A 13,107-nucleotide genomic window follows, 5' to 3' on the forward strand; every position below is an offset into this window, starting at 1 on the left:
TTTTATCATATTTGAATTTACAAATGTAATTCATTAGATTTATTTTGTTACTATTTGTAATGTCTCTTGGAACATTTGTTTTAATAAAACAGTCTTTCCTGCCTCTAAATCAATAACCGATTTTTCATTGTAATGTCTTATGGTATATAGAGATACACCCGTATTACACGTCACTTTAAATTTTGCTTTTAAATGCAATAATAAATGCTCTAAATTATTGTAATTATTATCAAAACAGACAGAAAAACTAATCGCCGAGTTCTGAATAACGCTAACCTTCATTTTATATTTGGATAAAAGGTTAAAAATTTCACTAATATTATCCTCTACTATGTAGGAAAAATCTAGTGTTGAGAGCGATAGTAGCACTTGGTTTTGCTTGACAATAAAACACGGTACTAAAGGTATAACCCCTTCCGTTTTATTAACTACTGTTCCTGGCGCTTTTGGATTTAAAAACGACTTAACATATAATGGTATTTCTTTACGTTGTAATGGTTGTAAAGTTTTAGGATGTATGACTGATGCGCCATAAAAGGCTAACTCAATCGCTTCCGTATAAGATATAGAATTAAGCAGTTGGGTCTGCTTAAAATGTCTTGGATCAGCATTTAAAACACCAGGCACATCTTTCCAGATAGTAACATCATTTGCATTTAAACAGTATGCTAAAATCGCTGCAGTATAATCACTACCTTCTCTTCCTAAAGTTGTTGTAAAATTATTTTTATCGCTTCCTAAAAACCCTTGCGTCACATTTAACTTTTTAGAATCTATGTTTTTAGAGACCAATTGTTGTGTGGTTTCCCAATTTACATTGGCATTTCTATAATAATCATCTGTTTTAATAACTTGGCGTACATCTACCCAATTATTATCTATTTCTATTAAAGACAAATACTGACTAATAATGGTTGTTGACAACAATTCTCCAAATCCAATAACTTGATCGTAAACAAAGTTATAATCAGGAGACTTATTAGTATTCAAAAAGTTTTTAAGTTCTTCAATTAAATCACTTGTAACTTTAAAAACAGGATGATTTGTGTTTTCAAAAAGGGCAAGCATAATGGTATTATGATAATCTACCACGTCCTGAATAGCACTTTGTACTTCTCTTTTATCATTAAAATAACAACCAACCACAAGCTCTAATGCGTTTGTTGTTTTACCCATTGCAGATACTACAATAATCGTGTTAGCATGACCAACTTGCTCTAATACAGCTATTAGATTTTTAACCCCATTAGCATCTTTTACAGAAGCACCACCAAATTTAAATACCCTCATTTATATGTTATCGATGTAGTTTTTTATACTTGTTTCATCCATTTGGACTAAATACCAATCTTTTAATAGTGTTGCACCTTTACTTTCGTAAAATTTTATTGCTGGGGCATTCCAATCTAAAACTTCCCAACAAATACGTTTAACACCCAAACTGTAACCATACTTAATAACTTCGTTTAATAACAGCGTGCCTAATCCACTACCTCTGTGTGCATCACTAACAATTAAATCTTCTAAATGCACCGTTTGGCCTTTCCATGTAGAAAAACGAATATAAATTAATGCTATTGCAACTATTTTACTTTCTTTTTCTGCCACAAAACAAGTGAATAATGGCTTGTCTCCAAAACCATATTTTAACAAATCTGCTTCTGTCACAATAACCGCATCAGGCTCTTTTTCAAAAACAGCAAGCTCTTGTATTAAGCCTAAAATAGCACTGACATCTCTTTTTTCTGCAAAACGAATAGTATACTCCATAAATCATTAATTTACTCAAATATACTTTAAGAAAATTTCTTAAACCAAAATTTGATAGACTACAACGTTATAATTGTTAAAAAATGCGATATTTGTACAAATAAACACAACTACTACCCATGTCTAAGAAAAATCAAACTTTAGGAGAATTTATTATTGAAAACCAAGCGTCTTTCAAATTTACTTCTGGAGAATTATCTCGTTTAATAAATTCTATTCGTTTAGCTGCCAAGGTTGTAAACCATGAAGTTAACAAAGCTGGTCTAGTTGATATAATTGGTGCAGCAGGAGACACAAACATCCAAGGTGAAGACCAACAAAAACTGGATGTTTATGCCAACGATAAATTTATACAAACACTTACAAATCGTAACATTGTTTGTGGTATTGCAAGTGAAGAAGAGGATGATTTTATTACAATTAACAGTCAAGATGACAACAACCAAAATAAATATATTGTTTTAATTGACCCACTAGATGGGTCTTCTAATATTGATGTAAACGTTTCAGTTGGTACAATTTTTTCTATTTATAGACGTGTTACTCCAGTAGGAACACCTGTAACTATCGAAGACTTTTTACAACCAGGTAACCAACAAGTAGCAGCAGGTTATGTTGTGTACGGAACATCAACAATGTTAGTTTATACTACTGGACATGGCGTTAATGGATTTACACTAAATCCAGCAATTGGGACATTTTACTTATCACATCCAGACATGGAGTTTCCAGAAGACGGAAATATTTACTCTGTAAACGAAGGTAACTACACACATTTTCCACAAGGCGTAAAAAATTACATCAAATATTGCCAAATGGAAGAAAATGACAGGCCATATACTTCAAGGTATATTGGATCTCTAGTTTCAGATTTTCATAGAAACATGATTAAAGGTGGTATATATATGTATCCTAAAAGTTCAAAAAATCAAGACGGAAAATTACGTTTACTTTACGAGTGTAATCCTATGGCCTACCTTGCAGAACAAGCAAACGGGAAAGCTAGTGATGGTTTTAAACGTATCATGGATATTGAGCCTTCAGAACTGCATCAAAGAGTGCCTTTTTTCTGCGGAAGCAAAAATATGGTCATGAAAGCAGAAGAATTCATGCAAAACACTGATTAAATGCTATTATGTCTATTTTTTTGCTACTTTTGATACTTAAATTATCCTAATGGCAAAAACAGACAAATTTAAGGACGAAACCATGCAATCATCTACAGAAGCAACTTCAAAAATAGATGCAATAAAGCAACTTATTTTTGGTGAAAACATGCAGGCTTACGATAGTGAGTTTGAAACACTAAAAAAAGACATTCTTACTAAGAAGCAAGAATTAGAAGCATTAATGGACGACGTAAAGTCTGAGTTATTACAAAACATTGATAATCTTAGCACTGATATTAACATCAGAATTACAGAATTAGAAAATAGTTTTGAAGATAAAGCAGATGCGTTAAACGAAAAAAAGGTTGACCGAAAACTATTGGGTGAACTTTTTACCAAATTAGGCGAAAAAATAAGTCAATAAAATCTTGATTTACGCATGAATCAAGACGATAAATTAAAAATACTTAAAGACATCTTGCTTCAAGATGAGCATGAGTATGCTTCAGGATTAGAAGAAAAGATTAAAGCGCTTGAAGATTTAATCACTGAACATAATAATTTATCAAAACATATTGACCCCATTCTTGAGCAAAAACTAAAACAGTTTGTAAAAGAAATGCCCTCAACATTAGGACCTACAATTACAGAAGCACTTAAAGAAGAAATTAAAAACTCTCAAGACGCAGTAGTTGAAGCATTATATCCAATTATGGGTAAAATGATTAAAAAATATGTTCAAAAAGAGATTCAAATACTTTCAGAAAACATAAACAAAAGCTTAAGCAGCACCTTTTCTTTTAAAGGGTTTATGCGAAAGTTTAGGTCTAAAAAATCAGGTGTATCAGAAGGCGACTTATTGATTCAAGATCAATTTAAGTCAAAAATCGAACAAATAATGGTTATTGAAAGCGGTTCTGGCTTAATAGTTTCAGAATATTCAAAAACCGAAAATATAGATCAAGATACCGTTGCTGGTATGCTAACAGCTATTAAAAGTTTTGCAGAAGATGCGTTTACTACAGACGTACAAAATTTAGAATATATAGAGTATGAAAACTACCATATACATTTACAAAACTTCTCAAAATACTACATTGCAGTAGCCATTTCCGGGGCATTTACTGCTACCTACAGAAGCAAGCTTGAAGATAAACTTCTTGACTTTGCTCAGAATATAATAAACAAAACAGATTTAAACGATAGTGAGGTTTTCAGCACTAAACTAAAAGATTACTTTGACAATGAAAATATCTAAAAAAATAGTTTTAATAGGTCACTTTGGTGTAGGTAAATCTTCATTAATTAGACGATTTGTAGAAGACACCTTTAGTGAAGACTACAAAGTAACCATTGGGGTACACGTCTTAAAAAAAGAAGTAAATCTGCCAAAAACTAACGATGACATCACATTAGTAATTTGGGATTTAGAAGGTAATGACGACATTACTAATACCAGAGCATCTTACCTTATGGGTACTAATGGTTTTATTTATGTTTTTGACATGACTAGACCAGCTACGTATGAGAAGTTAGAGTTTGATCTAGATTATATTACAGATCGTTACCCAAAAATACCATTACGTGTTATTGGAAACAAGAAAGATTTAGTTACAAACGACTTTATTAAACAAAACAAGGATGTTTTTGGACGTTTTGTCGATTTTTACACAAGTGCCAAGTCAGGGAAAAATGTTGAAGATGTTTTTTCTAATTTAGCACAAGCTTTAATTAAAGACGCCACTAAATAATGTTAGAAAAATATAAAAAAGAATACTCGCAATCTGTTAATCAATATATAATTGTTGATTTTGACGGAATCGTAAAAGAATCTGACGATATCATTTTTAAAGATTTAGTTGGTCAAAACATAGCTACAGTACATCCGTTTTTTGAAAGTGTACACAGTGCATTACAAGATATAGATCAAACACACGTCTTTTCTTGTATACATCTAACTAATCCTAAAAATGAAACAATAATAACAGATATTATTGTTAAAACATTTGATGGAAAACAATTACCAATGATTGTCATTTTAGACTTGACAATACATTATAATAATTACCAAACTACAGCTCAAGTAAGAAATGAGTCCGTTATAAACTCGCAAATACTAGAGTTAAAAAATAATTATCTACAAGAAAAAGAAGCCTTTAAAAACGCATTTATTGCTAATTTTAGCCATGAGTTAAGAGACCCATTAACAGGTATACTAACCTTTTCTGATATACTAAAAAAGACTAACTTAAATGTAGAGCAACTTAATTACCTAAAAGTAATAGACTCCTCTTCTAACTATTTAAAACAATTAATAGAAGATATTTTAGACATTTCTAAAATTGAAGCAGGACGACTAGAATTAGTAATTAATCCTTTTAACTTAAGAGAGCTACTAGAAGATATAGAAAAAGTATTTAAAGTAAAAGCACAACAAAAAGGAATAGAATTAATAACTAATTTTAACGACAACCTTCCTGCAATAGTAGGTGGTGACACGTTACGTTTAAGACAAGTCCTAAGCAACCTGTTAGAAAACGCTATTAAATTTACAGAAGTTGGAACCGTTACTTTTAATGTATCACTTAACCAAATAAGAGCACAAAAAGCAAACGTTCATTTTCAGATAAAAGATACCGGAATTGGTATGGAAAAAGATCATCTAGAAGATATCTTTACTAGTTTTTCTCAAATAAACAGTAGTCAAGTACATAATAAAGGTGCAGGTTTAGGATTAGCTATCTCAAAACATTTAGTAAGCCTATCGCATAGTGTGATAAATGTAGACTCTACACCCGGAGAAGGTAGTACGTTTTCCACTAACATTAATTTTAAGTTAGACTTTAACTACAAAATTAAAAAGAAAAAGAAAGAAACCGTTTCAAAACCAAAATCTGACAAAAAATACAGCATCTTATTAGTAGAAGATTCTGAAATCACACAACTATCAATTCTTAAAATACTAGCCTCTAAAGGTAATTACTTCTTAGACATAGTAACCAGAGGAGAAGACGTGATACCAAGAATAGAAAGCTCTGAGTTTGATTTAGTCTTAATGGATATTAAATTACCAAATAGTTACGGTGACGAGATCACTAAGCTAATAAGACAAATGCCAGAACGCGAGCATAAAAAAGTGCCCGTAATAGCATTAACCGCTAGAGTTTTTAAAGACGATTTAAAACGTTATAAAAAAGCCGGTATTAATGATGTCATTAAAAAACCGTTTGACGAAGAAGCTTTAATATCAAAAATTGAAGAATACTTAAAATAAAAAAAAGCGAACTGAAAAGTTCGCTTTTTTTTATAACTATAAAACAGAATCTTATTATCTGTTCATTGTTTTAATCTCATCAGTAAAAGTATCTAAATCAACACCTTCATGCACCAACTCTAACGCTTTATGCGTCACATACTGTGCATTACTAGATTTAAATCCTAAACCAACACACAAACGCTCTAAAATAGCAGTTTGCTTTGGTCCTTCAATATGATCAGCCCAAACCATTCTTGACAAATCGTATAAACGTTCTAAACGCTGATCGTAAGATGTTGGAGGGTTAATTGGGTGCTCTTTATAGTCAACCAATATCTGCTTATATTCTTCTTCGCTAATATCTAAATTACGTGCTAAACGATCTAAAAACGCTTTCTCAGCCTCACTAATCACACCATCACTCATGGCTACACGTACAATTGCAGCAAAATGATCCTCATTACGCTTTTTAAACCCACTATCGAATAAATCTGAAAATGACATACTTTTATGTTTAATTTTAGACTGCAAATATAGTTAAACCGCACACCTTTTAAAATTAAAAGTTTCTTTTTTTGGGCGTTTATTTTGCACCTTTTTATTAGGTGCAAAAAACCAGGCTCTCGTGGCTCGCTCTCTGCGAGGAGCTCAGACAGACCACTCCATCCTTAACGCGTTAACTAATATAGACGTATAAAAGTTAAAATTTGTAAATCTAAAAGCTATTAATTTATGCAATGCTTATATTTGCACAAACTAAAGTTAAGTGAGTAAAACCTTAATCTCGCAGACCTATTTACAGTCTTTGCAATTGCAAAAACTGCAAACTGCTATATCCCAAACCCAAAGTAAAACGCATTTAAAAGGATTAGTAGGCTCTTCCCTATCCTACATAATCACTCAAACTTTTAAAAATACACAACTCCCGTTTTTACTTATTTTTAATGATAAAGAGGAAGCCGCATTTTACCTAAACGATCTAGAACAGCTAATTAATAAAACAGACGTCCTGTTTTACCCAGGTAGTTACCGTAGACCTTATCAAATAGAAGAAACCGATAATGCCAATGTATTACTGCGTGCAGAAGTACTAAACAGAATCAACTCGCGCAAAAAACCTGCTATAATTGTAACCTATCCTGATGCCTTATTTGAAAAAGTAGTCACCAGAAAAGAGTTAGAACGTAACACATTAAAAATAAATGTAAACGATAGCCTGTCTATAGACTTTGTAAACGAAATTCTTTTTGACTACAAATTTAAACGTGTCGATTTTGTAACAGAACCTGGCGAGTTTTCTGTACGTGGAGGAATTGTAGATGTCTTTTCTTTTAGCCATGATGAGCCTTACCGTATAGAGTTTTTTGGAGACGAAGTTGATAGTATCAGGACTTTTGACGTAGAAACACAATTATCCACGGAGCAAATAAAAAAAATTAGCGTCATACCCAATGTGGCCAATAAGTTAATGGACGAGTCCAGACAAAGTTTTTTAAACTACATTGCTCAAAAAACAGTAGTCTTTGGTAAAAACTTTGATTTAACTTTTGACCGTGTAGACGACTTTTTTGACAAAGCCATTACAGCTTTTGTAAAACTTAATCAAGATATAAAACACGCCAAACCATCAGAGTTATTCTGTAATGCAGCAGAACTAAAAAAACAATTATTAGATTTTACAATAGTGGAATTTGGTTCGTCTCCTGTTTTTAATCCAACAGAAACAATTGTACATAACACCTCGCCACAACCTACTTTTAATAAACAATTCAATTTATTAATAGACAATCTAAACAGTAATCATAATAACGATTACACCAATTATATCGCTTGCGTTAGTGAGCAGCAAGCCAAACGTTTTCATGACATCTTTGATGATGTAGATCAAAATGTACATTATCAAACGGTAACACTTTCATTATACCAAGGTTTTCTAGATCATGACAATAAAATTGTAGTCTATACAGATCATCAAATTTTTGAACGCTACCACAAGTTTCATGTTAAAAATGGTTATGCTAAAAAACAAGCCATTACTCTTAAAGATCTAACCAATTTAGATATTGGAGATTATGTTACACACATCGATCACGGAATAGGAAAATTTGGTGGACTTCAAAAAATAGATGTAGAAGGCAAAAAACAAGAAGCTATAAAATTAGTATACGGAGAACGCGACGTATTATATTTAAGCATCCATTCCTTGCACAAAATAACCAAATTTAATGGTAAAGATGGTAAACCGCCTAAAGTCTATAAATTAGGTAGTAAAGCATGGAAAGTACTTAAAGAAAAGACTAAATCTAGAGTAAAACACGTCGCATTTAATCTTATCAAACTATATGCTAAACGTAAACTAGAAAAAGGATATCAATATAAACCCGATAGCTATTTACAACACGAATTGGAAGCGTCATTCTTGTATGAAGACACACCTGATCAAATAACTGCAACTGCGGACATAAAAGTAGACATGGAGAGTGAGCGTCCAATGGACCGTCTTATTTGTGGAGATGTTGGTTTCGGAAAAACAGAAGTTGCCATACGTGCAGCCTTTAAAGCAGTGGATAATGGCAAACAAGTAGCCGTATTAGTACCTACAACCATTTTGGCATTTCAGCATCACAAAACATTTACAGAACGTTTAAAAGACCTTCCAGTAACTGTAGATTATGTCAACCGTTTTAGAACAGCTAAACAGAAAAAAGAAACTTTAGAAAAGCTAGAAAAAGGGCACGTTGATATTATTATTGGAACACACCAACTTGCAAGTAAAAATGTAAAATTTAAAGATTTAGGACTTTTAATTGTTGACGAAGAGCAAAAGTTTGGAGTCGCAGTAAAAGAAAAACTAAAAACATTAAAAGACAACGTAGACGTACTAACACTTACAGCAACACCAATACCTAGAACATTACAGTTTAGTTTAATGGCCGCAAGAGATTTATCCGTTATCACAACACCTCCGCCAAACCGTTACCCAATAGAAAGTAATGTTATACGATTTACAGAAGAAGCCATTAGAGATGCTGTAAGCTATGAGATTGAGCGTGGTGGACAAATCTTTTTTATTCATAATCGTATAGAGAACATAAAAGAAGTTGCCGGTATGATTCAACGTTTAGTGCCCGATGCCAAAATAGGTATTGGACATGGACAATTAGAAGGTAAAAAACTAGAAAGTTTAATGCTTGGTTTTATGGATGGAGAATTTGACGTTTTAGTTAGTACAACTATTATAGAAAGTGGACTGGATGTACCAAATGCAAATACCATTTTTATTAATAACGCCAATAATTTTGGGCTAAGTGATTTACACCAAATGCGTGGACGTGTTGGGCGTAGTAACAAAAAAGCCTTTTGTTATTTTATAACACCAGAATACTCGGCAATGACCGACGATGCCAGAAAACGTATCCAAGCTTTAGAACAATTTACAGAACTAGGTAGCGGTTTTAATATTGCCATGAAAGATTTAGAAATACGTGGTGCAGGAGATTTATTGGGAGGAGAACAAAGTGGATTTATAAACGAGATTGGTTTTGATACGTATCAAAAGATATTAAATGAAGCAATTGAAGAGCTTAAAGAAAATGAATTTAAAGATTTATATAATGAGCCTTTAGAAAACAAAGAATATGTAAAGGATATTACCATAGATACAGACTTTGAACTACTTTTCCCTGATGATTATGTAAATAACATCGCAGAGCGTCTAAACCTTTACACGCAACTAAACAACTTTAAAACTGAGGTTGAATTAGCCGAATTTGAAAAGCAGCTTTTAGACCGTTTTGGAGAATTACCAATTCAGGTTATAGACTTAATTGATAGTGTCCGCATTAAATGGATCGCAACTAAATTAGGTATGGAAAAAGTTATAATGAAACAAGGCAAGTTAATTAGCTACTTTATAAATGACCAACAAAGTAGTTTTTACCAGAGTCCTAATTTTACTAAGCTTCTAAAATACGTGCAAACGCATCCAAAATCATGTAAAATGAAAGAGAAGCAGACTAGAAATGGTTTGCGATTATTACTTACCTTTGACAACATCAAATCTGTAAAAAAGGCATTAAATGCTTTAGAACCAATTTTGGAATAGTTTTTGAAATTATAATAGAAAACCCATTAATAATGTATAAAAAAATACTTTTTTTATTAGCTATAGTGCCTAGTTTTATAGTTGCACAAAACACAATAAAAGGAACATTTACTCCAGCAGAGCAGTTTAAGTTTGCATTCCTGTACCAAGTAACTGCTGACACTTCAATTTTTGTAGACAATGCAGATATTGCAGAAGACGGAAGCTTTGTTTTTGAATTAAAAAAGACACAAGCACCAGGAACTTACCGTATTGTATACGCGCAACCTCAAGACGAATACAACTTTGATTTTCTTTATAACAATGAAGATATCGAGTTGACTTTTGATTTAGATAAAGGTGTAGAATTTGTAACGTCTGAAGAAAATAAACTTTGGACCTCTTATAATAACAGCATGTCAATGATCGGACAAAGCTTAAATACCTTTTATGGTTCAGGTGGAAAAAAAGAAAAGGATTTCAAAAAGATCATCCAAATACTTTTAAATACACAAACAGAATTTGAAAAAGCAGCAGAAGGCAAACTAGTACTTAATTTTATTACTGCTAGTCAACCTTACGCACCTCAACAATTAATTGATGCTAAAACATTTACTGAGAATGCTAAAAAAGCTTATTTCAGCCATATCAATTTTGGAAATCCAGTACTTCAAAATTCAAACTTCTTAATTGAAGCGACTTTAAATTACGTATTCAATTTTATTGATAACGATGATAAAAACGTATCCTATATCAACAATATCAATACGGTAGAAAAAGCTATTGGTAACAATAGTAAAGTAAAGAAAATCATATTAGAAATTTTATGGAACCAATTTGCAGTAGAAGAAATTGAGCCTGTAGCTAACCACATTGCAAACACTTACCTATTAGATATTGCTAGGCAAACTAATGATAATGAGTTAGTAAAAGAACTAACATATTTTAAAAATGCATCCGTTGGAAATGTAGGACAAGATTTTGAAATCATTATTTATGATGAAGAAGGTGCTGCTACCGCTAAAAAAATGCATGATTTAGACGAAGCTAACAACTACTTAGTTGTTTTCTGGAGTACAACGTGTTCTCATTGTTTAGACGAAATTCCAGAATTACATAAACTAGTTAAAACATTAGATAAAGGACAATTAAAAGTTATTGCTATTGCTTTAGATGAAGACCGTTACAGATGGAAGGATATGACTTACAAGTTTCCTGAATTTTATCATGTATTTGGTGAAGGAAAATGGGACAACCCAATTGGTGACAACTATAACGTAAAAGCAACGCCAAGTTATTTTGTTTTAGATAAAGACAAAAAAATAATCAAAAAACCTTACGACTTCAAAACTTTTGAAACGTATTTTAAAACGTTACCAAAACCAGAACCTAAGGTTGAAGTCAATGACGAAGACGAATTGGACTTAGAAAAAGAATAAGACACTATTAATTAAAATAGAAACAAAAAAACGCTTGCATTGCTGCAAGCGTTTTTTTTTGTTTTTAACAAAGACTATTACCTCTCTATCATTATCTTATACTATTTGGTATATTTTTTAAAATATTAAATCGCTTTACACAATTTAAACTTAGACAAACACAACGTCACATCGAGTGGTTTGTGAGGTACGAGCAAATTGTATCGATATGTCCTTAAAATAGTTCTCGATACAAAATGCTAAAAACGCATTTCACTCGAACTGACGAGAACTGCTTACTCTTACGTGTCTCATTGCCTACTTATATAGCAATTCAAACCCTAAGCACATCGTTAGAAACAATAACTACCAAACTAACACATCGATAAACATAACGTCACATCGAGTGATTTGTGAGGCACGAGCAAATTGTATCGAGATATCCTTAAAATAGTTATCGATACAAAATGCTAAAAAAGCATTTCACTCGAACTGACGTGACCTGATTACTCTTACTTGTCTTATTCCCCTACTTATATAGCATTTTAAAGCCTAAGCACATCGTTAGAAACAATAACTACCAAACTAACACATCGATAAACATAACGTCACATCGAGTGGTTTGTGAGGCACGAACAAATTGTATCGAGATGTCCTTAAAATAGTTCTCGATACAAAATGCCAAAAAAGTATTTCACTCGAACTGACGAAAACTGCTTACTCTTACTTGTCTTATTCCCCTACTTATATAGCATTTTAAAGCCTAAGCACATCGTTAGAAACAATAACTACCAAACTAACACACCGATAAACACAACGTCACATCGAGTGGTTTGTGAGGCACGAACAAATTGTATCGAGATGCTCTTTTTTAATATAGAGCAACACGCAGTCCTTAAAAAATTAATCTAACATGTTAACAGCAGTCGCTTGAAAACGATCATCCACCACAGCACCTGTAACCTCAGCTTTTCTAATCACCTCGCAAAAACCAGTACCTTCAGCGTGTGCATCACCAAAATCATCGATAGCTGCACCATCAACAAAATAAGCCTTGTCATCAAATCGTACTGCTAGACTACAACCGTCTTCCGATGTTAACCCAAATTGGCATTGTCCGCAAGAGATTTCAACAACTTTTACTTCTTCTTTTTTGTTACATGCTAAGCATAAAAACAAGGCTAAAACTAAACTAATATTTTTCATGATTTGAAGGTTTTTATTATTTTGAAATTGTGTTACTATTTTAGTTCTCGATACAAAATGCTAAAAAAGCATTTCACTCGAACTGACGCGACCTGATTACTCTTGGGGCTATTATCTTGTTCTACTCAATTTGTTCTACTCATTCAAATATAAACTTTGATATATAACTTCGTTACTTACCAAAACGACCAAACTAACACACCGATAAACATAACGTCACATCGAGTGGTTTGTGAGGCACGAACAAATTGTATCGAGATGTCC

11 protein-coding genes are annotated in these 13,107 nt (G+C 32.3%); 7 read left to right on the forward strand and 4 right to left on the reverse strand.

The window, feature by feature from the left end:
- Window positions 1-39 precede the first annotated feature (39 nt).
- Both CXF54_RS15435 and CXF54_RS15440 read right to left on the reverse strand, forming a co-directional pair.
- The gene (locus CXF54_RS15435; protein WP_101204177.1) at window positions 40-1,290 is read right to left on the reverse strand and encodes an aspartate kinase; all 1,251 of its coding nucleotides are present in this window, start codon (window positions 1,288-1,290) and stop codon (window positions 40-42) included.
- Entirely contained in the window at window positions 1,291-1,770 is a 480-nt protein-coding gene (locus CXF54_RS15440; protein WP_101204178.1) for a GNAT family N-acetyltransferase, read from the reverse strand.
- A gap of 119 nt (window positions 1,771-1,889) precedes the next feature.
- Between CXF54_RS15440 and fbp the strand changes: the two genes are divergently transcribed.
- From fbp to CXF54_RS15465, 5 genes are read left to right on the forward strand one after another with little or no spacing between them, the layout of a single operon-like run.
- Window positions 1,890-2,897, forward strand: coding sequence for a class 1 fructose-bisphosphatase (gene fbp, locus CXF54_RS15445; RefSeq protein WP_101204179.1), 1,008 nt, complete (start codon window positions 1,890-1,892; stop codon window positions 2,895-2,897).
- A gap of 49 nt (window positions 2,898-2,946) precedes the next feature.
- A complete protein-coding gene (locus tag CXF54_RS15450) occupies window positions 2,947-3,303 on the forward strand; it encodes a fructose 1,6-bisphosphatase (RefSeq protein WP_090838239.1) in 357 nt (118 codons plus the stop codon).
- A gap of 15 nt (window positions 3,304-3,318) precedes the next feature.
- Window positions 3,319-4,137 carry a cell envelope biogenesis protein OmpA gene (locus CXF54_RS15455; RefSeq protein WP_101204180.1) on the forward strand — a complete coding sequence of 273 codons (819 nt, stop codon included), beginning with the start codon at window positions 3,319-3,321 and terminating at the stop codon, window positions 4,135-4,137.
- Window positions 4,124-4,630, forward strand: a complete 507-nt coding sequence (locus CXF54_RS15460; protein WP_090838243.1) for a Rab family GTPase — start codon at window positions 4,124-4,126, stop codon at window positions 4,628-4,630. The genes CXF54_RS15455 and CXF54_RS15460 overlap by 14 nt, the downstream gene beginning before the upstream one ends.
- Window positions 4,630-6,153, forward strand: coding sequence for an ATP-binding protein (locus tag CXF54_RS15465; RefSeq protein WP_101204181.1), 1,524 nt, complete (start codon window positions 4,630-4,632; stop codon window positions 6,151-6,153). The genes CXF54_RS15460 and CXF54_RS15465 overlap by 1 nt, the downstream gene beginning before the upstream one ends.
- Window positions 6,154-6,207: 54 nt before the next feature.
- On the opposite strand, the gene CXF54_RS15470 is transcribed toward CXF54_RS15465, so the two are convergent.
- A complete protein-coding gene (locus CXF54_RS15470; protein ID WP_090838247.1) occupies window positions 6,208-6,639 on the reverse strand; it encodes a TerB family tellurite resistance protein in 432 nt (143 codons plus the stop codon).
- Between the two features lie 262 nt (window positions 6,640-6,901).
- Between CXF54_RS15470 and mfd the strand changes: the two genes are divergently transcribed.
- Both mfd and CXF54_RS15480 read left to right on the forward strand, forming a co-directional pair.
- Window positions 6,902-10,240, forward strand: coding sequence for a transcription-repair coupling factor (gene mfd, locus CXF54_RS15475; RefSeq protein ID WP_101204182.1), 3,339 nt, complete (start codon window positions 6,902-6,904; stop codon window positions 10,238-10,240).
- Between the two features lie 32 nt (window positions 10,241-10,272).
- Entirely contained in the window at window positions 10,273-11,658 is a 1,386-nt protein-coding gene (locus CXF54_RS15480) for a TlpA family protein disulfide reductase (RefSeq protein ID WP_101204183.1), read from the forward strand.
- A gap of 882 nt (window positions 11,659-12,540) precedes the next feature.
- On the opposite strand, the gene CXF54_RS15485 is transcribed toward CXF54_RS15480, so the two are convergent.
- Window positions 12,541-12,843 carry a DUF6370 family protein gene (locus CXF54_RS15485; RefSeq protein ID WP_101204184.1) on the reverse strand — a complete coding sequence of 101 codons (303 nt, stop codon included), beginning with the start codon at window positions 12,841-12,843 and terminating at the stop codon, window positions 12,541-12,543.
- Between the last annotated feature and the right edge of the window lie 264 nt (window positions 12,844-13,107).

The organism is Olleya sp. 1-3, assembly GCF_002836085.1.
Taxonomy (GTDB): domain Bacteria; phylum Bacteroidota; class Bacteroidia; order Flavobacteriales; family Flavobacteriaceae; genus Olleya; species Olleya namhaensis.

Bases quoted from the DNA above. Each gene is read 5' to 3' on its own strand.
- CXF54_RS15465 (WP_101204181.1), top strand. From the start codon at position 4,630: ATGTTAGAAAAATATAAAAAAGAATACTCGCAATCTGTTAATCAATAT.
- CXF54_RS15480 (WP_101204183.1), top strand. From the start codon at position 10,273: ATGTATAAAAAAATACTTTTTTTATTAGCTATAGTGCCTAGTTTTATA.
- CXF54_RS15455 (WP_101204180.1), top strand. From the start codon at position 3,319: ATGAATCAAGACGATAAATTAAAAATACTTAAAGACATCTTGCTTCAA.
- CXF54_RS15440 (WP_101204178.1), bottom strand. From the start codon at position 1,770: ATGGAGTATACTATTCGTTTTGCAGAAAAAAGAGATGTCAGTGCTATT.
- CXF54_RS15470 (WP_090838247.1), bottom strand. From the start codon at position 6,639: ATGTCATTTTCAGATTTATTCGATAGTGGGTTTAAAAAGCGTAATGAG.
- CXF54_RS15435 (WP_101204177.1), bottom strand. From the start codon at position 1,290: ATGAGGGTATTTAAATTTGGTGGTGCTTCTGTAAAAGATGCTAATGGG.
- CXF54_RS15450 (WP_090838239.1), top strand. From the start codon at position 2,947: ATGGCAAAAACAGACAAATTTAAGGACGAAACCATGCAATCATCTACA.
- fbp (WP_101204179.1), top strand. From the start codon at position 1,890: ATGTCTAAGAAAAATCAAACTTTAGGAGAATTTATTATTGAAAACCAA.
- CXF54_RS15460 (WP_090838243.1), top strand. From the start codon at position 4,124: ATGAAAATATCTAAAAAAATAGTTTTAATAGGTCACTTTGGTGTAGGT.
- CXF54_RS15485 (WP_101204184.1), bottom strand. From the start codon at position 12,843: ATGAAAAATATTAGTTTAGTTTTAGCCTTGTTTTTATGCTTAGCATGT.